Source organism: Streptomyces puniciscabiei (assembly GCF_006715785.1).
In the GTDB taxonomy this organism is placed as follows: Bacteria; Actinomycetota; Actinomycetes; order Streptomycetales; family Streptomycetaceae; genus Streptomyces; species Streptomyces puniciscabiei.
On sequence record NZ_VFNX01000001.1, the window covers coordinates 6,141,801 to 6,162,998 of the forward strand.

Annotated in this window: 24 protein-coding genes; 15 read left to right on the top strand and 9 right to left on the bottom strand. The window is 71.5% G+C overall.

Going from position 1 to position 21,198, the window contains the following annotated elements; all coding sequences use genetic code 11:
* Nucleotides 1–27: 27 nt before the first annotated feature.
* Entirely contained in the window at nucleotides 28–234 is a 207-nt protein-coding gene (locus FB563_RS28445) for a DUF5999 family protein (RefSeq protein WP_030603474.1), read from the bottom strand.
* A 276-nt stretch (nucleotides 235–510) separates the two neighbouring features.
* The gene (locus FB563_RS28450) at nucleotides 511–1,113 is read right to left on the bottom strand and encodes a hypothetical protein (protein ID WP_055707364.1); all 603 of its coding nucleotides are present in this window, start codon (nucleotides 1,111–1,113) and stop codon (nucleotides 511–513) included.
* A 569-nt stretch (nucleotides 1,114–1,682) separates the two neighbouring features.
* On the opposite strand from FB563_RS28450, the gene FB563_RS28455 reads away from it, so the two are divergent.
* The gene (locus FB563_RS28455; protein WP_055707365.1) at nucleotides 1,683–3,200 is read left to right on the top strand and encodes a glutamate-cysteine ligase family protein; all 1,518 of its coding nucleotides are present in this window, start codon (nucleotides 1,683–1,685) and stop codon (nucleotides 3,198–3,200) included.
* A gap of 129 nt (nucleotides 3,201–3,329) precedes the next feature.
* Nucleotides 3,330–4,142 carry a CPBP family intramembrane glutamic endopeptidase gene (locus FB563_RS28460; protein ID WP_411573199.1) on the top strand — a complete coding sequence of 271 codons (813 nt, stop codon included), beginning with the start codon at nucleotides 3,330–3,332 and terminating at the stop codon, nucleotides 4,140–4,142.
* A 17-nt stretch (nucleotides 4,143–4,159) separates the two neighbouring features.
* On the opposite strand, the gene FB563_RS28465 is transcribed toward FB563_RS28460, so the two are convergent.
* Both FB563_RS28465 and FB563_RS28470 read right to left on the bottom strand, forming a co-directional pair.
* On the bottom strand, nucleotides 4,160–4,972 hold the full coding sequence (locus FB563_RS28465) for a PhzF family phenazine biosynthesis protein (RefSeq protein WP_055707366.1): 813 nt from the start codon (nucleotides 4,970–4,972) through the stop codon (nucleotides 4,160–4,162).
* A 44-nt stretch (nucleotides 4,973–5,016) separates the two neighbouring features.
* Entirely contained in the window at nucleotides 5,017–5,460 is a 444-nt protein-coding gene (locus FB563_RS28470; protein WP_055707367.1) for a hypothetical protein, read from the bottom strand.
* Between the two features lie 107 nt (nucleotides 5,461–5,567).
* Here FB563_RS28470 and FB563_RS28475 point away from each other — a divergent pair, with 107 nt between their 5' ends.
* Together FB563_RS28475 and FB563_RS28480 are read left to right on the top strand one after the other, a co-directional pair.
* Nucleotides 5,568–5,930, top strand: a complete 363-nt coding sequence (locus FB563_RS28475) for a MerR family transcriptional regulator (protein ID WP_055707368.1) — start codon at nucleotides 5,568–5,570, stop codon at nucleotides 5,928–5,930.
* Between the two features lie 124 nt (nucleotides 5,931–6,054).
* The gene (locus FB563_RS28480) at nucleotides 6,055–6,681 is read left to right on the top strand and encodes a PadR family transcriptional regulator (protein WP_079048876.1); all 627 of its coding nucleotides are present in this window, start codon (nucleotides 6,055–6,057) and stop codon (nucleotides 6,679–6,681) included.
* A 64-nt stretch (nucleotides 6,682–6,745) separates the two neighbouring features.
* On the opposite strand, the gene FB563_RS28485 is transcribed toward FB563_RS28480, so the two are convergent.
* Nucleotides 6,746–7,174, bottom strand: a complete 429-nt coding sequence (locus FB563_RS28485) for a type II toxin-antitoxin system Rv0910 family toxin (protein WP_055707370.1) — start codon at nucleotides 7,172–7,174, stop codon at nucleotides 6,746–6,748.
* 381 nt (nucleotides 7,175–7,555) lie between these two features.
* Here FB563_RS28485 and FB563_RS28490 point away from each other — a divergent pair, with 381 nt between their 5' ends.
* The 3 genes from FB563_RS28490 to FB563_RS28500 all read left to right on the top strand — a co-directional run bounded on the left by FB563_RS28490 (nucleotide 7,556) and on the right by FB563_RS28500 (nucleotide 10,418).
* The gene (locus tag FB563_RS28490) at nucleotides 7,556–8,134 is read left to right on the top strand and encodes a Clp protease N-terminal domain-containing protein (protein WP_411573198.1); all 579 of its coding nucleotides are present in this window, start codon (nucleotides 7,556–7,558) and stop codon (nucleotides 8,132–8,134) included.
* A gap of 135 nt (nucleotides 8,135–8,269) precedes the next feature.
* Nucleotides 8,270–9,274 carry an EamA family transporter gene (locus FB563_RS28495; protein ID WP_055707371.1) on the top strand — a complete coding sequence of 335 codons (1,005 nt, stop codon included), beginning with the start codon at nucleotides 8,270–8,272 and terminating at the stop codon, nucleotides 9,272–9,274.
* Between the two features lie 193 nt (nucleotides 9,275–9,467).
* Entirely contained in the window at nucleotides 9,468–10,418 is a 951-nt protein-coding gene (locus FB563_RS28500) for a DMT family transporter (RefSeq protein WP_055707372.1), read from the top strand.
* Nucleotides 10,419–10,437: 19 nt separating this feature from the next.
* Here the strand turns inward: FB563_RS28500 and FB563_RS28505 are convergent, their stop codons facing one another.
* The gene (locus FB563_RS28505) at nucleotides 10,438–11,118 is read right to left on the bottom strand and encodes a pyridoxamine 5'-phosphate oxidase family protein (RefSeq protein WP_055707373.1); all 681 of its coding nucleotides are present in this window, start codon (nucleotides 11,116–11,118) and stop codon (nucleotides 10,438–10,440) included.
* A gap of 76 nt (nucleotides 11,119–11,194) precedes the next feature.
* Here FB563_RS28505 and FB563_RS28510 point away from each other — a divergent pair, with 76 nt between their 5' ends.
* Nucleotides 11,195–12,526 carry an aminotransferase class I/II-fold pyridoxal phosphate-dependent enzyme gene (locus FB563_RS28510; RefSeq protein WP_107100676.1) on the top strand — a complete coding sequence of 444 codons (1,332 nt, stop codon included), beginning with the start codon at nucleotides 11,195–11,197 and terminating at the stop codon, nucleotides 12,524–12,526.
* Here FB563_RS28510 and FB563_RS28515 read toward each other — a convergent pair.
* Nucleotides 12,503–13,486: a DMT family transporter gene (locus FB563_RS28515; RefSeq protein ID WP_208766314.1), complete on the bottom strand. Its 984-nt coding sequence runs from the start codon at nucleotides 13,484–13,486 to the stop codon at nucleotides 12,503–12,505. The genes FB563_RS28510 and FB563_RS28515 overlap by 24 nt on opposite strands.
* Before the next feature lie 74 nt (nucleotides 13,487–13,560).
* On the opposite strand from FB563_RS28515, the gene FB563_RS28520 reads away from it, so the two are divergent.
* A complete protein-coding gene (locus tag FB563_RS28520; protein ID WP_055709105.1) occupies nucleotides 13,561–14,463 on the top strand; it encodes a LysR family transcriptional regulator in 903 nt (300 codons plus the stop codon).
* A 3-nt stretch (nucleotides 14,464–14,466) separates the two neighbouring features.
* Here the strand turns inward: FB563_RS28520 and FB563_RS28525 are convergent, their stop codons facing one another.
* Complete coding sequence (locus FB563_RS28525) at nucleotides 14,467–14,937, bottom strand: pyridoxamine 5'-phosphate oxidase family protein (RefSeq protein WP_055709106.1); 471 nt, start codon at nucleotides 14,935–14,937, stop codon at nucleotides 14,467–14,469.
* Between the two features lie 148 nt (nucleotides 14,938–15,085).
* Here FB563_RS28525 and FB563_RS28530 point away from each other — a divergent pair, with 148 nt between their 5' ends.
* Nucleotides 15,086–15,730, top strand: coding sequence for a cysteine hydrolase family protein (locus FB563_RS28530; protein ID WP_055709107.1), 645 nt, complete (start codon nucleotides 15,086–15,088; stop codon nucleotides 15,728–15,730).
* A 6-nt stretch (nucleotides 15,731–15,736) separates the two neighbouring features.
* Here FB563_RS28530 and FB563_RS28535 read toward each other — a convergent pair whose 3' ends face one another.
* Complete coding sequence (locus FB563_RS28535) at nucleotides 15,737–16,252, bottom strand: Rieske (2Fe-2S) protein (RefSeq protein WP_055709108.1); 516 nt, start codon at nucleotides 16,250–16,252, stop codon at nucleotides 15,737–15,739.
* Between the two features lie 183 nt (nucleotides 16,253–16,435).
* Between FB563_RS28535 and FB563_RS28540 the strand changes: the two genes are divergently transcribed.
* The 5 genes from FB563_RS28540 to FB563_RS28560 all read left to right on the top strand — a co-directional run bounded on the left by FB563_RS28540 (nucleotide 16,436) and on the right by FB563_RS28560 (nucleotide 21,108).
* Complete coding sequence (locus FB563_RS28540; RefSeq protein ID WP_055709109.1) at nucleotides 16,436–17,200, top strand: HipA family kinase; 765 nt, start codon at nucleotides 16,436–16,438, stop codon at nucleotides 17,198–17,200.
* Nucleotides 17,197–17,646, top strand: a complete 450-nt coding sequence (locus FB563_RS28545) for a DUF3037 domain-containing protein (protein ID WP_055709110.1) — start codon at nucleotides 17,197–17,199, stop codon at nucleotides 17,644–17,646. Before FB563_RS28540 ends, FB563_RS28545 begins: the two co-directional genes overlap by 4 nt.
* A 149-nt stretch (nucleotides 17,647–17,795) precedes the next feature.
* Nucleotides 17,796–18,557 carry a 3-oxoacyl-ACP reductase FabG gene (gene fabG, locus FB563_RS28550; RefSeq protein ID WP_055709111.1) on the top strand — a complete coding sequence of 254 codons (762 nt, stop codon included), beginning with the start codon at nucleotides 17,796–17,798 and terminating at the stop codon, nucleotides 18,555–18,557.
* A gap of 13 nt (nucleotides 18,558–18,570) precedes the next feature.
* Complete coding sequence (locus tag FB563_RS28555; protein ID WP_055709112.1) at nucleotides 18,571–19,341, top strand: SDR family oxidoreductase; 771 nt, start codon at nucleotides 18,571–18,573, stop codon at nucleotides 19,339–19,341.
* A gap of 189 nt (nucleotides 19,342–19,530) precedes the next feature.
* Nucleotides 19,531–21,108, top strand: a complete 1,578-nt coding sequence (locus tag FB563_RS28560) for an ABC transporter substrate-binding protein (RefSeq protein ID WP_055709113.1) — start codon at nucleotides 19,531–19,533, stop codon at nucleotides 21,106–21,108.
* The last annotated feature ends 90 nt before the right edge of the window (nucleotides 21,109–21,198 follow it).

Sequence of the window (21,198 nt, forward strand, 5' to 3'; positions counted from 1 at the left end):
CCCTCGGGTCGTTCGCCCGCGCTCCGCTCAGGCGGCGGTCATCACCTGCTCCGCACCGAGCGGGCGGTGCGGAGCGATGATCCGGCCGTCGGGCAGCAGCTCACCGGTGTCCTCGAAGAGCAGGACGCCGTTGCACAGCAGACTCCATCCCTGCTCCGGGTGGTGCGCCACGAGACGGGCGGACTCCCGGTCGGCGGACTCGGCTGGCGGACACGGTGGCTGGTGCTGGCACATGGGTGGGATCTTTCGCTCTGTCGTGGTCATGGCCGTCCCCCGTGGTGATAGTCGGTCGGAACCCAGTGTTGCCCTCTCGGCGTCATTCCGCAGGGATTTCGCAGCACCGCTTCTCACAGGTTCATGACGCGTCACCCGGGCGGACGGTTCAGTCCAAGTGCACGGTCACTTCGGATGGTTCGCGGTGGCCGGAACGGGCTAGTCCCTGCAGGCCGGACCCCTGACATGGAGGTACCCCGCCTGCCGGCCGGGCAAGCGGGGTACGCGGGCGATCGGTCAGGCGGCGGGGGAGTCCAGGACGGGCGCGCCGAGCAACGGCAGCGGGGTCGCGCGATGGGTCAGCACCGGCAGCAACTCGGCGACGCGGAACGGACGGTGCGCCGGTATACCGGGCGGCGCCGGCGCCAGCGGGACGAGCAGATCGGTGTCGGCCGGCTGTCCCTGGGCTCCGTCGGCGGTGATGTCGCCGTGCAGCCACAGGGTGAGCATGTACAGGTCGGGCACGGACAGCAGCCGGGCCTGGTAGGGCTGTTGCAGCGCCTCGGCCTGCTGCAGGGCGCGCTCGGTGGAGGGGACGTAGGGGCCCTCGAAGAAGTGTGAGAAGGCCCAGCCGTCGGGGGTCAGCATGGTGTCCGCCGCGGCCACCGCCCGGTCGCCGCAGCGGATCAGGAAGCGCCAGCCGGCCAGCCGGGTCGCGGACAGGCCCGGTGCGGTGATGCGCTCCAGTACATGCACGGGCAGCGGCAGTTCGGGTGTCGTCGGCCCCTGCGCGGCGCGCAGGGAGGGGGTGCGGGCCTCACGGACCGCGGTGGGCGAACCGAGGGCGGTGAGGACGGAACGCAGGGCAGGCGCGGGGGCGGAGGGCACGTGCAGCGGCATGTGGGTCGCCTCTCTCGTACGACAGGCGCAGCGGCGCGAGGAGGGGTGGGGCGGACGGCGCTGTCTGCTCACGGAAGGCCGGAAGGGTTAAGGCCCAGGTTGGTGAACATGGGTACGGCTCGGCCTGCCGCCCGTCACCGGGACGGCCTGGACACGGCAGGAACCAGGACCGAGGCGTCAACCTTCTGCCTTGTGGGCGAAGTTTATATGACGCTTGTTCGGCCGTTGTTTCGTCTATCCCATTTCGGGAAGTCGCGCAAGGCGGTAATACGCCGGAGTTTTGCGGGGCTCCTCCCGTTTCCCGGTCCCTCCGCCGCCGCTGACCTCGGAATACGCGCCGGTAACGGTCGGCCGAATGTCGTCGGCGTTTTTCACGAGGTGCTGCGGGAACCCGTGGGTGCAGACCGAGGCATGCCCCGTGAATGTGCCGCGGGGAACATTCCGACACAGTAGCGGGTGCCGGGCCCGCGCGGGACGTTATCGATCGCTTCCACTGGGCATCATCCCCCCTGCACCCGGGAGCCCGGCGGCCGGATCGTCGGCCCGCCCATCCGAGGAGGGACACTTCGATGGGGGAGAAGGTCGTGGCGGGGCGGTTCGACCTGTCCGATCGCCAGCGCTACCGAGAAAAGCTCCAGAAGTGCCTCGCGGGGCTGGAGCGACTGCTGCGGGAGAAGCGGTTCGATCGTCCGAAGAACCTCATGGGAGTCGAGATCGAATTGAATCTCGCGGGGCCTGACGGCATGCCGAAAATGTTGAACGGGCAGGTACTGGAGCGCATCGCGAGCCGCGATTTCCAAACAGAACTTGCCATGTTCAACCTGGAAGTCAACATAGCCCCACACCGGTTGGGTGGCCGGGTATTCGACCGGCTCGCCGAGGAACTGCGAACCTCCCTCGCCTACGCGGACCGCAAGGCGGGCGAGGTGGACGCCGGCATCGTCATGATCGGCATCCTGCCCACGCTCGACCGCGACGACCTGGTCTCCTCCAACCTCTCCGAGAACGACCGCTACACCCTGCTCAACGACCAGATCGTGGCCGCGCGCGGCGAGGACTTCCGGCTCGACATCGACGGCGTGGAACACCTCGTCTGCACCTCCAAGTCGATCGTCCCCGAGGCCGCCTGTACCTCGGTACAGCTGCACCTGCAGGTCACCCCGGCCCGGTTCGCCGACGTGTGGAACGCGGCACAGGTGGCCTGCGCCGCGCAGATCGCCGTCGGCGCCAACTCCCCGTTCCTGTTCGGTCACGAACTGTGGCGCGAGTCCCGGCCCCCGCTGTTCCTGCAGTCCACCGACACCCGCCCACCCGAGCTCCAGGCGCAGGGCGTACGGCCGCGGATCTGGTTCGGCGAGCGGTGGATCAGCTCGGTCCAGGACCTGTTCGAGGAGAACCTGCGCTACTTCCCCGCCCTGCTGCCCATCTGCGACGACGAGGAGCCGCTGGAGATCATCGAGGCGGGCGGCACACCCAGGCTGGCCGAGCTGGTGCTGCACAACGGCACGATCTACCGCTGGAACCGGCCGGTGTACGGCATCGCCGACGGCGTCCCGCACCTGAGGGTGGAGAACCGGGTGCTGCCGGCCGGGCCGACCATCACCGACGTGATCGCCAACGCGGCCTTCTACTACGGCCTGGTCCGCGCCCTGGCCGAGGAGTCCCGCCCGGTGTGGACCCGGCTGCCCTTCGCCGTGGCCGAGGCCAACTTCGACGCCGCGTGCCGGTACGGCATCGACGCGCGGTTCGTGTGGCCCCGGCGGGGACGCTACGGCGGCACGGGCGAGGTCGACGCGGTCACCCTGGTCCGCGACGAGCTGCTGCCGCTGGCCTCGGCCGGGCTGGACGCGTGGGGCGTGGAGGCGGCCGACCGCGACCTCTACCTGGGCGTCATCGAGGAGCGCTGCCGGCGGCGGGTGAACGGGGCGGCCTGGCAGGCGGCCACGTTTCACCGTGCCCTGGAACAAGGGCTGTCCCGTCAGGCGGCGCTGGCGGCCACGACGCGGCGTTATGCCGAGCTGATGCATGTGGGGGAGCCGGTGCACATGTGGCCGGTGGGGCTGCCGGAGGCGGTGCCCTTGGGATGACGGAGGGGTGACGAGATCACGGAGGTGCCGGCCGCCCCGGGCGCGAAGAAAAGGGTGTACGCCCTCCTCACATCTCCTTCTGCGATCCTTGCCGGGCAGAGGTGGGTCAGTCAGGGGCCCATGAGCCGGATGGAGGCAGGGGTGCAGGTGGAGGCTGACTCGGTGGCCGGTTCCGGGGCGCGGCAGCGCGACCCGCGGCGCATCCTGCGGGACGAGACGCTGCTCGTCCTGGCGCTGTCGCTGGGAGCGAGCGGGGTCTCCGCGCTGATCAGCTTCATCGGCGCCGTCACCAAGCCGGGCGGCCTGAAGGACCAGGCGGCCACTCTCAACGCCTCGGCCGCGCCCGGCCGCCCCTGGCTCGACCTGGCCTGGCAGCTGTTCGGCATCGCCACCGCGCTGGTCCCCGTCGCCCTGGTCGCCCATCTGCTCATCCGCGAGGGCGGCAGCCTGCGCACCCTCGGCTTCGACCGCACCCGGCCCTGGCCGGACCTGGGCCGGGGTGCCGGGATCGCGGCCGTGATCGGCAGCACCGGGATCGCCTTCTACCTGGCCGCCCGCGGCCTCGGCTTCAACCTCACGGTCGTGCCCGAGGCGCTGCCGGACGTGTGGTGGAAGTTCCCGGTGCTGATCCTGTCCGCCCTGCAGAACGCGATCCTCGAAGAGGTCATCGTGGTCGGCTATCTGCTGCGCAGACTGGGGCAGTTGGGCTGGACCCCGGGGACCGCCCTGGTCGCCAGCGCGGTCCTGCGCGGCTCGTACCACCTCTACCAGGGCGTCGGTGGCTTCATCGGCAACATGGTGATGGGCGTGGTGTTCGTGTACCTGTACCGCCGCTGGGGGCGGGTCGGCCCGCTGGTCGTCGCGCACTCCCTGCTCGACATCGGCGCGTTCGTCGGCTACGCCCTGCTCGCGGGCAAGGTGGGCTGGCTGCCGACGGCCTGAGCACCGGGACCGCCCGCTCAGGCGTGCAGTTCGCCCTCGATGACCGTGACCGCGCGGCCGGTGAGCAGGGTGCGCTCGCCGCGCAGAGCGGTGCGGACCAGGCCGGTGCGGCGGGAGGCCTGCAGCCCGGTGAGGTCGTCGCGGCCCAGGCGGGCGGACCAGTGCGGGGCGAGCGCGGTGTGGGCGCTGCCGGTGACCGGGTCCTCGTCGATGCCGACGTTCGGGAAGAAGCAGCGGGAGACGAAGTCGTAGCCGCGGGACGGGTCGTCGGCGCGGGCGGTGGCGATGATGCCGCGCGTGGAGAAGGCGCCGAGCGCCCTGTGGTCCGGCGCGAGGCCCAGGACCGTCTTCTCGTCGGCCAGCTCCACCAGCAGGTCCCCCACGTTCGGGCCGGTGTCGAAGGCGGCGACCGGCTCCGCGCCGAGGGCCTCGGCGACCCCGGCCGGGATCTCGGCCGGGGTGAGCGGGGCCGTCGGGAAGTCGAGGGTGATCGAGCCGTCCGGGGCGGGCGTGGCGATGAGCACGCCGCTGCGGGTGGTGAACCGCACCGGGCCCTCGTGGGCGCCGGTGGTGTGCAGGACGTGGGCCGTGGCGAGCGTGGCGTGCCCGCACATCGCGACCTCGGCGACGGGCGTGAACCAGCGCAGCGCCCAGTCCGCCTCGCCGCCCTGGGGCAGCGGGTGGGCGAACGCGGTCTCGGCATGGTTGACCTCCATGGCGACGTTCTGGAGCCAGTCGTCGTCCGGGAAGACGTCGTCGAGGAGCAGGACCCCGGCCGGGTTGCCGGCGAAGGGGCGGTCGGTGAAGGCGTCCACGATTCGCATGCGCATGGCGCCGACGCTAGTGCTCCGACGGACGCCCGCCCAAGGCCAATTCACGAGTTCTGGCACGTTTTCCGCACGGTGGCGGCACGCGGCCGCGCCCACGGGGTGAGTTGGGCGACGCCGAACGACACCTCCACCACCAGGAACGGCCACAGCACCCCGGGCCCACCGTGCGCCAGCGCGTACGCCTGCCACAGGGAGAACAGGACGCGCGCGGTGCCGTCGAGGAGGCCGTGCAGGGGAAGGGGCCGGACGACGCGCAGGACGGACCAGACCACCACCACCGAGCCCATCAGGTTGGCGTAGAGGGTCTGCATGGGGGTGAGCGCGGGCATGGTCCCGAGGCCGGCCGCCGCGCCGCCGGCCGACAGCAGGCGGTGCACCAGTGCGTACGTCCAGGGCGTCGCGAAACCGGCGGTGATGATCAGGTCGTACCAGCCGCTCGTACGGACGAGGCGCAGATAGGACGAGGTGGCAGGGGCGGCAGGGATCACCTGGGGGCTCCTCGGGTCGGCTCGCTTGGGCGCCGCCCACGCTAAACAGTGGAGTACGCTCCAAGGTCAAGTCGGCCTGGTCGTGGGGTAGTCGGGGCGGGGGAGTCATGCGCATCGGAGAACTGGCCGCGCGCACGGGGCTGTCGAAGGACACCCTGCGCTTCTACGAGCGCGTCGGCCTGCTCGACGGCGACCGTCTGCCCAACGGCTACCGCGACTTCCCCCCGGAGACCGTGATCTGGCTGCGCTACGTCCGCACCGCTCAGGCGCTCGGCTTCACCCTGGCCGAGATCGCCCGGCACGGTGAGGAACTGCGGGAGGCCCCCGACAGCGCCGAGGCCCTGTCCGCACTGTTCGAGGACAAGATCCGGGTCATCGACGCGCGCATGGCCGAACTGAGCGCACTCCGCGCGGACCTCACCTCGCGTGTCGGCACCGGCTGCCCGCTGCGAGCGGCTGACCAGCAGTAGCGCCCCGGGCAGCCAACTTTCGGTACGGGGCTTGGTATGCGATCGGTTCCGATATATCGTTGAGACATCGCGAACGATACGCGATGCAGACGTGACAGATCATCGATGGAATGGAGTGATCACGATGCGTACCCATGGACATGAGCGTGGACATCGGCACGAGGGCCCCGGCCTGCGGGGCTTCGGTGGATTCGACGGGCGGCGCGCCGCCTTCGGGCCCTTTGGTCCGGGCGGTCCGGGGTTCGGCCCCGGCGGCCCCGGTTTCGGGTCCGGCCCCTGGGGACCCCGGGGGCGCGGCGGCCCGAGGGGGCGGGCCCGGCGCGGTGATGTGCGGGCCTCGATCCTGGCCCTGCTCAAGGACCGCCCCATGCACGGCTACGAGATGATCCAGGAGATCGCCGAACGCAGCGGCGGCGCCTGGAAGCCCAGCCCGGGCTCGGTCTACCCCACGCTCCAGCTGCTGGAGGACGAGGGCCTGATCGCCAGCGAGAGCGAGGGCGGCAAGAAGCTGTTCGCGCTCACCGAGGCCGGACGCGCCGCCGCCGACGAGGGCCCGGAGGCTCCTTGGGAGGAGGCCTCGCGCGGGGTCGACTGGGAGGCGCTCGGCGAGATCCGCCAGGCCGGCTTCGGTCTGATGGAGGCCTTCGGTCAGGTCTGGAAGACCGGCAGCAAGGAACAGCGCGAGAAGGCGCTGGGTGTCATCAACGACGCCCGCAAGAAGCTGTACCTCATCCTCGCCGACGAGCACTGAGCGCGTACGACGGTCCGAGCGCCCCACGGAAGCACCTCCGTGGGGCGCCTTCCCGTGTCCCGGCTCAGGCGACCAGGCCGGCCAGCTTGCGCAGCGACTCGTTCAGCGCGGCCGTCGCCGAGTCCTTCAGCTTGCCCGCCATCAGTGACACCGCGGCGCCGGTGAACTCGCCGTCGATCCGGACGGCCGTCGCGTCGCCGTCGGGTGTGAGGGTGTAGCGGGTGGCGACCGTCACCGCCATCGGGCCCTTGCCCCGGATGGCGAACACCCGTGCCGGCTGTAGCTCCTCGATGGTCCAGTCGACCTCGGCCGGGAAGCCCATCAGCTTCATGTTCTCCTGGAAGGTCCCGCCCACGGCCAGGTTCTCCGGGCCTCCTTCGGGGAAGTTGGTGTGGGTGGCGTTCCACTCTCCGTACGACGACCAGTCGGTGAGCTGGGCCCACACCTTCTCGGCCGGTGCCTGGATGCGTGCCTCGGCGCTGACTTCGGCCATGCGACCACCCCTTCGGATCGGGCGTAGCGGGCTAGGGTGTCGCGGAACGTAGCCGCAGGGGCGCGAACATTCAATACTGATGAACCGTCAGGAATCCGCGGCCGAAGGGGCACGGCGTCCTCGGGGACGTACACCCCGTACACGTACTGCTTGCCGCCGGCCGGCACCCGCCCACGCTCTCCACGCAGGGGCGGGACGAGTGAGGGCGCGCAGTGGTTGCGTAAGGGCGCGTGGCAAGGCGGCGCGCGCCCCTCGGGTCGGATCGGCCGAATCTCCTCCGTAAGGATGAGATCGCGAACGCCGAGGTCCACTCTGTGTGGGACGCGAAGATGGTTCCCCTCGTGGATGACTCGGCCCGCTGAGGCTGATGGGGTGGGGGTTGTGCACCCCCGTACAGCCCCCTGGACCGCCCCTGACGAGACGGCCGCGCACCTGGACGACGATGCCGTGCTCGGCGCCGAGCTGGCAGCGGTGGTCGCCGGTGCCCGCCGCAGGGCCGTCCGGGACGGGGACCGCCAGACCGACACCGCCCATCTGCTGCACTCCCTCCTGGAGCTCGACCCCGAGGTCCGCGCCGCCGTCGGCGGCCCGCAGCAGCTCGCCCGGCTGCTCGGCTACCTCGTGCAGCGCAGCATCGGCTACGGGCTGCGCTGGCAGGGCAGCGTCGAGGACTCCGGCGCGCTTCCCGCCGTTCCCGCCCCGGCCGTTCCCGCGCCACGCGAGCCGAAGGACACGGCCGGGTGGTCGCCCGCGGCCGCCGCGGCCCTCGCCGCCGCCCGCGAGCGGGCCAGGCTGCGTGGCGAGCCCCGCGTCAGCGGCATGGACCTCCTCGCCGCGCTCACCGCGGACCCGGGTTCGCGGGCCGTGGAGGTTCTCGAACACGCCGGAATCCGCGAGCTGAACGCCCCGCTCGAACCGGGCGTGGACGAGTGCGCCGGCGACGCCGGGCCGATCCACTGACGCCCGCGGGCCGATCCACCGACGCCGGCGGACGTCGAGCCCCTGCGGTTCGTCCTCTTCGTGGCCATCCCTCGAGGTCCATCACCTGAGACAGGTGTCAACGGGGATGACGCTCATGTCGCCGCCTGTCATCATGTGCCGGTGCATATGTCAGAGAGCAGTCAGGGCAGCCGCGGCAAGGGCGTCGGGCTCGGTCTGGCGCTGGCCTCGGCGCTCGCCTTCGGCGGGTCCGGGGTGGCAGCGAAGCCGCTGATCGAGGCGGGACTCGACCCGCTCCACGTGGTCTGGCTGCGGGTGTCCGGCGCCGCCGTCGTCATGCTGCCCGTCGCCGTACGGCACCGCGCGCTGCTGCGCCGCCGTCCCGCGCTGCTCGCCGGGTTCGGACTCCTCGCCGTCGCCGGCGTCCAGGCCTGCTACTTCGCCGCGCTGTCCCGTATACCGGTGGGCGTGGCCCTGCTCATCGAGTACCTGGCTCCCGCGCTGGTGCTCGGCTGGGTCCGGTTCGTGCAACGGCGGCCCGTGACGCGCGCCGCCGCGCTCGGCGTGGTCCTGGCCGCCGGTGGCCTCGCCTGTGTGGTGGAGGTCTGGTCGGGCCTGAGCTTCGACGCTCTCGGCCTGCTCTTCGCGCTCGGCGCCGCCTGCTGCCAGGTCGGCTACTTCGTCCTGGCCGACCACGGTGGCGACGCGGGCGACGAGGCACCGGACCCGCTCGGCGTCATCGCCTACGGCCTGCTCGTCGGCGCCGTCGTACTGACGCTCGTCGCCCGCCCCTGGGGCATGCGCTGGTCGGTGCTGACCGGTTCGGCGCACCTCGACGGCACCGCCGTACCGGCCCTCGCGCTGCTGGGCTGGATCGTGCTGATCGCCACCGTCGTCGCGTACGTCACCGGGGTGCTGTCCGTGCGCCGTCTCTCCCCGCAGGTCGCCGGTGTCGTCGCCTGCCTGGAGGCGGTCGTCGCGACCGTGCTGGCCTGGGTGCTGCTCGGTGAGCACCTGTCGGCGCCTCAGGTGGCCGGCGGCGCGATCGTCCTGGTCGGCGCGTTCATCGCCCAGTCCTCGACTCCCGCGAAGGGCTCGGCCGAGCCGGTCGCCGCGGGCGGCGTCGAAAGGGATTTGTCGCCCCGGGGCACGACTGCATAAGGTGCCGCTCATGCCGTCGAACGCACTCGTCCTTCCGCCCCCGGCCGCCTGAGGCGGGCCTCCGGGACATCAGCCCCGCGCATCCGCGCCGGGCGGGACGGTGCTGCCCGCAGACGAAGTCCGTGCGCCCCGCTGAAGCGGGCCGCCTTCGAACTTCCGCACCTCCGGGTGCGTTTCTGCGGAAGAGATTCCCTTGACGACGTCGAACGCTGCTTCCGGCCTGCCCGTCGGGCGTGGCCTGCTCTATCTGATCATCACCGGTGCCGCCTGGGGCACCGCGGGCGCCGCCGCCTCCCTGGTCTACCGGACCAGTGACATGGGCGCCTTCGGACTGTCCTTCTGGCGCTGCGCACTGGGCCTGGTCCTGCTGCTCGCCGGACGCGGACTGCGCCCCTGGACCCGCCCGGCCGGCACCGAACCCCTGCTGCGCAGGGCCGGGAAGGTCCTCGCCACCGGCCTGGGCCTGGCGGTGTTCCAGACCGCCTACTTCGCCGCCGTGCAGTCGACCGGCCTGGCCGTGGCCACCGTCGTGACCGTCGGCGCGGGCCCCGTCCTCATCGCGCTCGGCGCCCGGCTGCTGCTCGGCGAACGGCTCGGCGCCGGCGGGGTGCTGGCCGTCGCGGGGGCGCTCGCCGGGCTGGCCGTGCTGACCTTCGGCGGCTCGGCGGCGACCGTACGGCCGGCGGGCGTGCTCCTGGCGCTGGTCTCCGCCGCGGGCTACGGCGCCATGACCCTGCTGACCCGCTGGTGGGGGAGGGGCGGCGGCACCGACGCCTCCGACACCACCGTCGGGGCCTTCGCGGTGACCGGGCTGTGCCTGCTGCCGTTCGCACTGCACGAGGGCCTGCTCCCGCACACCGCCCACCCGGCGCGGCTGCTGTGGCTCGTGCTCTACATCGCCGCCGTGCCCACGGCCCTCGCGTACGCCCTGTACTTCGCCGGGGCGGCCGTCGTACGGTCCGCCACCGTCTCCGTGATCATGCTGCTGGAGCCGGTGACCGCGGCCGTGCTCGCCGTCGTGCTGCTCGGTGAGCGGCTCACGGCGACCACCGCGGCCGGCACGCTGCTCCTGCTCGGCGCGGTCGCGGGCCTGGCGGTGAGCGAGGCCCGCGGGGGCGGTGGCCGGGAGTCGGTCCCCGTGTGACTCCCGCCGAATCCGGGCCCTACAGGGCCTTCAGGTAGTCCGGCAGCTCGATGCCCGGCGCCAGATCGGCGTTGGGCAGCGGCGCGTCGTAGCCCTTCCGGAGCGGGACGACGCCGGCCCAGTGCGGCAGGGCGAGGTCCTCCGGGTCGTCGTTCGCGCCGCCCGTGCGGACCTTGGCCGAGACCTCGTCCAGGTCCAGCCGGATCACCGCGGTGGCGGCCAGCTCCTTCTTGTCGGCGGGCCGGGAGTCCGCGGACCGGCCCGGCACGACGTGGTCCACCAGCGCGTCCAGGGCCAGCCGCCGCTCCTCGGGGTCGGTGACCTGGCGCGCGATGCCGTGCACCACCACGGAGCGGTAGTTGATGGAGTGGTGGAAGGCGGAGCGGGCCAGCACCAGCCCGTCGACGTGGGTCACCGTCAGGCACACCGGCAGGCCCGGGTCGGTCCCGCCGGTCATCCGCAGTGGGCGGGAACCGGTGGATCCGTGCACGTACAGGCGCTCGCCGACCCGGCCGTACAGGGTCGGCAGCACCACCGGGGCGCCGTCGCGGACGAAGCCGAGGTGGCAGACGTACCCCTCGTCGAGTATCGCGTGCACCAGTTCCCTGTCGTACGACGCCCGGTCCGCGGAGCGCGTGGGTACGGTGCGGTCGGTCGGGGTGTAGGCGGCGGCCCGGTTCTCCTCGGTCGTCCCCTGCATGTCGGTCCCTCCATCGGCGAACAACAACGATCTGGCGATCTGGCGATGTCTATTGCACTAGTGCATAATGTCTTTTGTGCTAGGAGAGTATCCCATCGAAGGGCGTGGCGCAGCCGAGATCGCGGCCAGCGTCGAGCGCGCGGTCGGCGCCGGTACGCTGCAGCCGGGTCAAGCCCTGCCTCCCATGCGGGAGTTGGCGACCCGGCTGGGCGTGAATCCGAACACCGTGGCGGCCGCCTACCGCACCCTGCGCGAGCGCGGGGTCATCGAGACGGCCGGCCGGCGGGGCAGCCGGGTCCGGCCCAAGCCGGCCACCACCGGCCGCGAGGAACTGCGCGTGGAGGTCCCCGCCGGGGGCCGCGACCTGTCGGCGGGCAACCCGGACCCGGCCCTGCTCCCCCGCCTCGCCCCGGCGCTCGCCGCGGCGGCGCAGGAGGGCGACAGGCGGCCCGTCCTCTACGGCGACGACCCGGTCGAGCCCGAACTCGTCCGCACGGCCCGCGCCGAACTCGACGCCGACGGCGTCCCGGAGGGCCCGCTGACCGTGACGTCCGGCTCCCTCGACGCCATCGAGCGCGTCCTCGCCGCGCACCTCAGGCCGGGCGACGCGGTCGCCGTCGAGGATCCCGGCTGGGGCAGCGTCCTCGACCTGGTCCCGGCGCTGGGCCTGTGCACGCTCCCGGTCGGTATGGACGACGACGGACCGCGCCCGGAGGACCTGCGCCGGGCCCTGGAGTCCGGGGCCCGCGCGCTCATCGTCACCGACCGTGCGCAGAACCCCACCGGGGCCTCGGTGACCGCCACGCGCGCGCGTGCCCTGCGTGCGATCCTGCGCGACCACCCGCGCACCCTGCTGATCGAGGACGACCACGGACACGGCATCGTCGACCTCCCGTTGCACCCCCTCGCGGGCGTCACCCACCACTGGGCCGTCGTCCGCTCCGCCTCCAAGGCCTACGGTCCCGACCTGCGTGTGGCCGTCGTCGCCGGCGACCCGGTCACCGTCGACCGGGTACGCGGCCGCCAGCGCCTCGGCCCGGGCTGGGTGAGCCTGCTGCTGCAGCGAGCCGTGGTCCGGCTGTGGGCCGAGGGCGCGGTGGACCGGGCGGCGGTGGCGAAGGCGTACGGCGCCCGGCGGGACGCGCTGGTCGACGCGCTCGCGGAACGCGGGGTCGTCGCCCACGGCCGCAGCGGCATGAACGTGTGGGTACCGGTCCCCGACGAGACCGGTGCGGTGGCCCGTCTGCTGCAGGCGGGCTGGGCGGTGGCCCCGGGGGCCCGCTTCCGCGTCTCCTCCCCACCCGGCATCCGCATCACGATCTCGACCCTCGCGGAGCAGGACATCAGCCTGCTGGCAGACGCGGTGGCGGCAGCGGTACGACCGTCACCGGCGCGTGTCTACGGCTGAGGGCAGGTGAGCGGTTCCGCCGCGTGGGCGCGACAAGCGCCCCCGAACCTGTGTCAGAGCCGCCCCCGTCAGAACGATCACCGCTCCCACCGGCGTCGTCCACCGCAGCGACTCCCCCAGAATCGCAACGCCCGCGCCCGTGGCGATGACGGGAATGAAGTACGTGACCATCTGCGCGGTGGTCGGCCCGACCTCGGCGACCAACCCGTACTGAATGAGAACCGCCACCCCCGTGCCCAGCGCGCCCAGCGCGGCGATCGCCAGCAGCGGAACGAGCGGGAAACGCGTGGGGAAGCTGGTGAAGAAGGGCGTCACAACGGCCAGTTGAAGCGCTGCGAGCATCAGCTGCGCGCCCGTCATCGACAGATGCGAGTTCCCCGTCCCGGCCAGTGTCCGCCGGACATAGATCCAGCCGACCGGGTAGCTCAGTGACGCCAGCAGAGCCATCGCCGTGCCCTTGGCGTCCAGTCCGTGGAAGCCCTGCCACGCGCCCAGCACCGTCAGGACGCCCAGGAAGCCCAGCCCGAGCCCGGCCACGCGGACCCGGGTCGGCCGGTCCTCGGAAAGGGCGACCAGGGACAGGGCCATGCCCCACAGGGGAGAGGTGGCGTTGCAGATGCCGGCCAGCGTGGACGGGATCGTCAGCTCGGAGTAGGCGAAGAGGGAGAACGGCAGGGCGTTCAGAAAGAACGCGGCGACGGCCATGCGGCCCCACAGCCGGACCCCGCGCGGCAGCCTCTCCCGTTTGAAGGCCATCGCCGCCGCCAGTACCGCCGTACCGAACACCAGACGCCCGAGGGTGACCTGGAAGGGCGCGTAGCCCTCGGTGCCCAGCTTGATCAGCAGGAAGCTGAAGCCCCAGATCAGGGACAGGGCGCCGAAGCGGAGTCGCCAGTCGAGGCGGGCGCGGGGGCTGGCGGGGGCGGGGGACTGGGTCCGGGGTGCGGTGGCCGTGCTCATGGTCTCTACGATGCCGAAGGCAACCTCGTAGCACAATCGAGATTTCTCACGAGGTATCTCTTAGAATCACTTACATGTTGAACCTGGAGCGCCTGCGCACCCTCGATGCCCTGGCCCGGCACGGCTCGGTGAGCGCCGCCGCCGACGCGCTGCACGTCACCACGTCCGCCGTCTCCCAGCAACTGGGCAAGCTGGAGCGCGAGATCGGCCAGCGGCTGCTCGCCAAGAACGGCCGTGGGGTACGGCTCACGGACGCCGGCCGGCTGCTGTCGGAGCACGCGGCACGCATCCTGTCGCAGGTCGAACTCGCCGAGTCCGACCTCGAGGCCCACCGCGGCCAGGTCGTCGGCGAGCTCAGGCTGTCCGCGTTCCCGACCGCCGCCCGCGGGCTCTTCCCGGTCGCGCTCGGCGCGCTGCGGGCCGAGCACCCCGGGCTGCGGGTGCGCTCCAGCGAGCTGGAGCCGGAGGGGGGCGTCGCCGGTGTCGTCCGCGGCGACCTGGATCTCGCCGTGGTCCTGGACTGGTACAACAAGCCGATGCCCGTGCCCGACGGCCTGGTCAAGGCACCCCTGCTGGACGACCCGGCCGATGTCGCCATGCCGGTCGGACACCGGCTCGCCGCGCGGGACGAGGTGGACCTCACGGAGTTCGCCGAGGACGAGTGGATCACCTGGGGCGAGGGCGAGTTCTGCCACGAGTGGCTGATGTTCACGCTGCGCTCCAAGGGAGTCGAGCCGATCGTCGGCCACCGCGCGGGCGAGACCCACACCCAGCTCGGCCTGGTCGCCGCGGGACTGGGCGTGTGCATCGCGCCGCTGCTGGGCCGGCACCCGGTCCCCGAGGGCGTGGTCCTCGTGCCGCTCAGGCAGCGGGTGCGCCGGCACGTGTACGTCGTCTGGCGCGCGGACGCCGACCGCCGCCCCTCGATCAGGGCGGCGGTGGACGCCCTGCGTACCGCCGCGCAGAAGGTCGGGTGAGCCCTACGCCGACCCCAGCTTGCGGAAGTCCCAGGAGACGATCTTGTCCGGCGTCAGCCGTGCCCACGCGTGGCGGCCGTCGTGCGGCATCTCGTCCAGGCCGAAGTTCTTCCGTGCGAACAGCGTCTCGGCCGTGTCGAGCTCGGCGCGCAGCTCCCCGGTGCGCGGCACCTCGCCGACGAACTCCACCCGGCCGGACAGCTCGACCCCGCGCAACTGGTCGTACTCCTCGCCCGAGTCGACCACGACGGCCACCCGAGGATCGCGGCACAGCTGCGACCAACGCCTGCTGCGCACCACCGAGTACAGCCACAGCGAGGTGCCGTCCCAGGCGAACCACAACGCGCTGACATGCGGAGTGCCGTCAGCCGAGACGGTCGCGACCCGGCAGGTGCGCTGACTGGTGAGGAACTCGTCCAGCTCGCCGGGCGTCATCATGATCTTCCGGCCCCGGCGCTGCTGAGTGACGGTCATGCGGCCCCCTCTTCTCCCACGTCGTGCCAGAGAACTATCGTGTCGTGGTGATCCTCTGACATCACGTCAGAAAAGAGAACAGGCCGTCCTCGTAAGTCCTCATAACTCCTTGTGAGTCCTCGTACGGTTCCTCGAAAGGAGGCGTGCCATGCCGTCGTACGCACAACTCGGCGAACTCCTCGACCCCGTGAGCACCGTCCTGCTCACCGTGGAGTGCCAGCAGGGGGTCGTCGGCCCGGACAGCGCCCTGCCCGAACTCGCCCGCGCGGCCCGGTCCTCCGGTGCGCTGCGCAATGTGGCCCGGCTGGTCGCCGCCGCCCATGAGACCGGTGTCCAGGTGGTCCACGCGATCGCCGAGCGCCGTCCGGACGGCCGGGGCGCGAGCCGCAACGCCCGGCTGTTCCGCGCCGCCGAACGGCTCCCCGTGCAGCAGCTGTCCGGCACCACCGCGGTCCGCGTCGCGCCCCCGATCGAGGTCACCGAAGAGGACATCGTCGTACGGCGGCTGCACGGCCTGTCCCCGATCCACGGCACCGATGTCGACGCCCTGCTGCGCAACCTCGGCTGCCGGACACTGATCGTCACCGGTGTCTCCGCCAACGTGGCCATACCCAACGCGGTGTTCGACGCCGTCAACCTGGGCTACACCGCCGTCGTCCCGGCCGACGCCATCGCGGGGGTGCCCGCCGATTACACCCCCGCGATGATCCGTCACACCCTCGCGCTGGTCGCCACGGTCGCGACCACCGACGAGGTGCTCGGCTGCCTCGGACGGCGGCGCGGGCGGGCGTGAGACCGCTCAGGCCAGCTTGATCTCGTCGCCGGATACGGCGATCTTCGCTGCCGGCAGCGGCTGGGTCGCGGGACCCTGCTTCACGCTGCCGTCCTCGGCGGAGAAGTGGCTGTTGTGGCACGGACAGACGATCACGCCGTTCGCCACGCTGCCCACGGCACACCCCTGGTGGGTGCACTTGGACGAGAACGCCTTGAACTGGCCCGCTGCCGGCTGGGTGACGACGACACCCTGGTCCTTGAAGACCTTGCCGCCGCCCTCGGGGATGTCGGAGGTCTTGGCGAGCGCGGTGCCGCCGGCCGAACCGCCGCTGCTCTGCGAGGCCCCCGTGGAGCCGGTGCTCCCCGTCGACCCGGTGGAGCCGGTCGAGCCGGAGGAACCGGACCCGGTGCTGGCCGTGTCCGCCGAGTTGTCGCCCGAACCGCAGGCGGTCAGCGCGGCGGCGAGCCCCGCCGCTCCGGCCGCCGCCACGACGGTACGGCGGGCCGGTCCGGCATGGGGCTGGGGCGATGCGCTGGTCATGTGGGGTTCCCTTCCGCGGAGCTTCTCGTGATCCGTCCAGGGGTACGGCGCCGGGACGCCACCCGTTCAGACGGGCACCCAGATCCTTGCCGTCCGGGCATGAGACGCCCGTGAGCCACAGCTGTCGATCCGCTGTCGGCCTCACCCCCCGGCAACCCGGTGTGGTCCCGGTAACCTGGGTCGATGCTCAAGGAAGTCACCGCGACCCGCTACATCACGCCCCTGCGTGAGGGCGGCTCGCTGCCGGGGCTCGTCGAGGCCGACGACTTCGGGATCTACGTACTGAAGTTCACCGGCGCCGGACAGGGCCGCAAGACACTGGTCGCCGAGGTGGTGTGCGGCGAACTCGCCCGCCGCCTCGGACTCCGGATGCCCCGGCTGGTCACCGTCCGGCTGGACCCGGTCCTCGGCCTCGGCGAACCCGAACAGCAGGTGCAGGACCTGCTCAGGTCCAGCGGCGGCACCAACCTCGGCATGGACTTCCTCTCCGGCGCCCTCGGCTACGACCCGCTCGCCTTCCCGGTGAGCCCCGAGGAGGCCGGCCGGATCGTCTGGTTCGACGCGCTGATCAACAACGTGGACCGCTCCTGGCGCAACCCCAACCTCCTGGTGCACCGCGGCGCACTGTGGCTCATCGACCACGGCGCGACGATGATCTGGCACCACAACTGGCCCTCGGCTCCAGACTCCGCGGCCCGCCCCTACGACGCCTCCGACCACGCCCTCGCCCGCTTCGCCCCGGACGTCGCCGCCGCGGCGGCCGACCTGGCGCCCCGGGTCACCGAGGACCTGCTCGCCGAGGTCACCGCCGAGATCCCGGACGCCTGGCTCACCGGGGAGCCCGGCTTCGACACCCCCGACGACCTGCGCCGGGCCTACGCCGGGCCGCTGCTCGCGCGGGCGAAGGCCGTCCACGAACGCATCACCGGCATCGAGGGGACCAAGTGAGCGAGACCCACATCCACATGGCCGGCCATGTCACCGAGCGGCACATCACCCGGGCGGGGCAGGGCGGCGACCGGGACGTGTTCGAGTACGCGCTGCTCAGGATCGTACCGCGGGTCGAGCGCGGGGAGTGCATCAACGCGGGCGTCGTCGTCTACAGCCGTGCCAAGGCCTACGTCGGCGCCCGTACCCACCTGGACGAGGCCCGGCTGCTCGCGCTGGACCCGGAGGCGGACGTGGCCGGGATCAGGGCCGCGCTCGGTGCGATCGAGCGGCACTGCGCGGGCGGCGAGGAGGCGGGGCAGGCGGCCGGGGACGACGCCGGGCGCCGCTTCCGCTGGCTGATCGCGCCGCGTTCCACGATCGTGCGGCCCGGTCCCGTGCACACCGGTCTGACCGCAGACCCGGCGGCCGAGACCGAGCGGTTGCTGGACCTCTTGGTGAGGTAATGGATCACACGCACCCGGTGTGCCGTTGACACCGGGTGCCAGGGCTTCTAGCGTCACCTCTGCTGAAGGTACTAAGCGGTCGCTCACCGCATGAGGGGCTCACTGCCAAGGGCCCCGACAGGTTCTCTCAAGGGCGAGGAGAAGCAGCAATGTCCACCACTGAACAGCGGGTCGCGGTAGTCACCGGCGCGGCGCGCGGCATCGGCGCCGCCACCGCCGTACGGCTGGCCGCCGAGGGCCGTGCCGTCGCCGTGATCGATCTCGACGAGGCCGCCTGCAAGGACACCGTCGAGAAGATCACCGCCGCCGGCGGCAGGGCCGTCGCGGTCGGCGCCGACGTCTCCGACGAGGCGCAGGTCGAGGCGGCCGTCGCCCGGATCGTCGAGGAGCTGGGCGCCCCGACGATCCTCGTCAACAACGCGGGCGTCCTGCGCGACAACCTGCTGTTCAAGATGAGCGTCTCCGACTGGGACACCGTCATGAACGTCCATCTGCGCGGCTCGTTCCTGATGACCAAGGCCGTCCAGAAGCACATGGTCGACGCGGGCTTCGGCCGGATCGTCAACCTCTCCTCCTCCTCGGCGCTCGGCAACCGCGGCCAGGTCAACTACTCCGCCGCCAAGGCGGGCCTGCAGGGCTTCACCAAGACCCTCGCCATCGAGCTGGGCAAGTTCGGCATCACCGCCAACGCCGTCGCCCCCGGCTTCATCGCCACCGAGATGACCAAGGCCACGGCCGACCGCGTCGGCATGGGCTTCGAGGACTTCAAGAAGGCCGCCGCCACCCAGATCCCGGTGCAGCGCGTCGGCGAGCCCGAGGACATCGCCAACGCCATCGCCTTCTTCACCGGCGAAGCGGCCGGCTTCGTCTCCGGCCAGGTGCTGTACGTCGCCGGCGGACCGCTCAACTAAGGGACACAGGTACATGACTTCCGCTGAACTGCCCGAGCTGTCGGGCAAGGTCGCCCTCGTCACGGGCGCCAGCCGCGGCATCGGCTACGGCGTCGCCGAGGCGCTCGTCGCCCGTGGCGACCGCGTGTGCATCACCGGCCGCAACGAGGACGCGCTGAAAGAGGCCGTGGACCAGCTCGGCGCGGACCGGGTCATCGGCGTCGCCGGCAAGGCGCACGACCTGGCCCACCAGGCCGAGGCCGTCGAGCGCACCATGGAGGCCTTCGGGCGCCTCGACTTCCTGGTCAACAACGCGGGCACCAATCCGGTCTTCGGCCCGATCGCCGACCTCGACCTGGACGTCGCCCGCAAGGTCTTCGAGACCAACGTGATCTCCGCGCTCGGCTTCGCCCAGAAGACCTGGCACGCCTGGCAGAAGGACAACGGCGGCGCGATCGTCAACATCGCCTCGATCGCCGGCCTCGCGCCCTCGCCGTTCATCGGCGCCTACGGCGTCAGCAAGGCCGCGATGATCAACCTGACCCAGCAGCTGGCGCACGAGTTCGCGCCGAGGGTGCGGGTCAACGCGATCGCTCCGGCCGTGGTCAAGACCAAGTTCGCGCAGGCTCTGTACGAGAACCGGGAGGAGGAGGCGGCCGCCGCCTACCCCCTCGGCCGGCTCGGCGTGCCCTCCGACATCGGCGGCGCCGCCGCCTTCCTCACGTCCACCCAGTCCGACTGGATCACCGGTCAGACGCTCGTCGTGGACGGCGGCATCTTCCTCAACGCCGGCGTGGGAGCCTGAGAGCAACCTTACGGGCGCCGATTTTCGGACGGATCGGCGCCCGTGAGGCCCCCTGGAATCCGCACAGCGGACTGACAACGTCGTCATCGTGAAATCGATCAAGAAGCCCCGTTTCCGGGGAGGTTCAGGGCTGCGAACGCTGCGGTATGGTCTGCCGACCCTTGGTATGGCAGATCGAGGAGCGTGCGCGTGTTCAACCGGAACCGATTCCTGCGGAGAGTCGCGGCGATCGCGTCCATATCCCTGGTGGCCGGCTGCAGCCTGCTGTCCGACGGCGGCGGCGACAGCAAGGGCCCGATCGTCGTCGGTACCACCAGCGCCCCCAGCACGCTGGACCCCGCCGGAGCCTACGACGGCTCCTGGGAGCTGTACCGCAACATCTTCCAGACACTGCTCGCCTACCCCAGCGGTGCCACCACCCCCCAGCCCGACGCCGCCCAGAGCTGCGCCTTCACCGACTCCTCGAGCCGCACCTACCGCTGCACCCTGCGCGCGGGCCTGAAGTTCGCCGACGGCAACACCCTGAACGCCCAGGCCGTCAAGCACTCCATCGACCGCATCCGCACCATCAACGCCCCGGGCGGACCCGCCCCGCTGCTCGGCAGCCTGGACCGGGTGCAGGCCCTTGGCGACCGCGAGATCGTCTTCCACCTCAACCAGCCCGACGCCACCTTCCCCTTCGTGCTGGCCACGCCCGCGATGTCGATCGTCGACCCGGACGACTACCCCGCGCGCTCCCTGCGCAAGGACAACAGCGTCTACGGCTCCGGGCCGTACAAGCTCCAGTCCTACGACGAGGACAAGCAGGCCGTCCTCGTCGCCAACGGCAACTACCAGGGCTTCGCCAAGCGGCAGAACGACGCCGTGACCATCCGCTACTTCCAGGACTCGGCCCAGATGGTCAAGGCCCTGCGGGACAAGCAGATCGACGTCACCTACCGCGGTCTCGCCGCCGACGACATCCTCACCCTCCAGCAGCACGCCGACAGCAACCTCCAGCTGGTCGACGGCTCCGGCATCGACATCAGCTACCTGGTGTTCAACCCCAAGGACCCCTGGGCCAAGGACCCCGCCGTACGCAAGGCCGTCGCCCAGATCGTCGACCGGGGCGCCATCGCGCACAAGGTCTACAAGGACACCGTCGACCCGCTGTACTCGATGGTCCCCAAGGGCCTGACCGGGCACAGCACCGGCTTCTTCGACAACTACGGCGACCCGAGCGCCCCCAAGGCCCGCAAGATCCTCTCCGACGCGGGCATCCACCAGCCGGTCCCGCTCACCCTCTGGTACACCACCGACCGGTACGGCTCCGAGACGGGGCTGATGTTCCAGGAGCTGAAGCGGCAGCTGGAGGCCTCCGGGCTGTTCACGATCACGCTCAAGAGCCGCCCGTGGAAGACGTATGTGGTCGGCTACCAGAACGGCGAGTACCCGGTGTTCGGCCGCGGCTGGTTCCCCGACTTCCCCGACGCGGACAACTTCATCGCCCCCTTCGTCGGCGATCACAACGCCCTCGGCACCCCCTACCCGGCCAAGGAGATCACCGACAAGCTGCTGCCCCACTCCCGCGCCGAGAGCGACCGCGCGCAGACGGTCAAGGACATGGAGCAGGCCCAGCAGATCCTGGTGAACGACGCCCGGCTGATCCCGCTGTGGCAGGGCCGGCAGTTCATCGCCGCCAGCGAGGACATCTCCGGCGGCGAACAGTCCCTCGACCCGTCGACGATCATGATGATGTGGGCACTGCACCGCAAGACCAGCTGGTGAACAGGCTTTCTTGGGCCGGTTGTCAGTGGTCGCCTGTAGGTTCTGAACCCTGGAAGTGACCACAGGCCGTAGTTGATCGACATCGTGAGG

Bases quoted from the DNA above. Each gene is read 5' to 3' on its own strand.
- FB563_RS28445 (WP_030603474.1), bottom strand. From the start codon at position 234: ATGTGCCAGCACCAGCCACCGTGTCCGCCAGCCGAGTCCGCCGACCGG.
- FB563_RS28450 (WP_055707364.1), bottom strand. From the start codon at position 1,113: ATGCCGCTGCACGTGCCCTCCGCCCCCGCGCCTGCCCTGCGTTCCGTC.
- FB563_RS28455 (WP_055707365.1), top strand. From the start codon at position 1,683: ATGGGGGAGAAGGTCGTGGCGGGGCGGTTCGACCTGTCCGATCGCCAG.
- FB563_RS28460 (WP_411573199.1), top strand. From the start codon at position 3,330: ATGGAGGCAGGGGTGCAGGTGGAGGCTGACTCGGTGGCCGGTTCCGGG.
- FB563_RS28465 (WP_055707366.1), bottom strand. From the start codon at position 4,972: ATGCGCATGCGAATCGTGGACGCCTTCACCGACCGCCCCTTCGCCGGC.
- FB563_RS28475 (WP_055707368.1), top strand. From the start codon at position 5,568: ATGCGCATCGGAGAACTGGCCGCGCGCACGGGGCTGTCGAAGGACACC.
- FB563_RS28480 (WP_079048876.1), top strand. From the start codon at position 6,055: ATGCGTACCCATGGACATGAGCGTGGACATCGGCACGAGGGCCCCGGC.
- FB563_RS28485 (WP_055707370.1), bottom strand. From the start codon at position 7,174: ATGGCCGAAGTCAGCGCCGAGGCACGCATCCAGGCACCGGCCGAGAAG.
- FB563_RS28505 (WP_055707373.1), bottom strand. From the start codon at position 11,118: ATGCAGGGGACGACCGAGGAGAACCGGGCCGCCGCCTACACCCCGACC.
- FB563_RS28515 (WP_208766314.1), bottom strand. From the start codon at position 13,486: ATGAGCACGGCCACCGCACCCCGGACCCAGTCCCCCGCCCCCGCCAGC.
- FB563_RS28520 (WP_055709105.1), top strand. From the start codon at position 13,561: ATGTTGAACCTGGAGCGCCTGCGCACCCTCGATGCCCTGGCCCGGCAC.
- FB563_RS28525 (WP_055709106.1), bottom strand. From the start codon at position 14,937: ATGACCGTCACTCAGCAGCGCCGGGGCCGGAAGATCATGATGACGCCC.
- FB563_RS28530 (WP_055709107.1), top strand. From the start codon at position 15,086: ATGCCGTCGTACGCACAACTCGGCGAACTCCTCGACCCCGTGAGCACC.
- FB563_RS28535 (WP_055709108.1), bottom strand. From the start codon at position 16,252: ATGACCAGCGCATCGCCCCAGCCCCATGCCGGACCGGCCCGCCGTACC.
- FB563_RS28540 (WP_055709109.1), top strand. From the start codon at position 16,436: ATGCTCAAGGAAGTCACCGCGACCCGCTACATCACGCCCCTGCGTGAG.
- fabG (WP_055709111.1), top strand. From the start codon at position 17,796: ATGTCCACCACTGAACAGCGGGTCGCGGTAGTCACCGGCGCGGCGCGC.
- FB563_RS28555 (WP_055709112.1), top strand. From the start codon at position 18,571: ATGACTTCCGCTGAACTGCCCGAGCTGTCGGGCAAGGTCGCCCTCGTC.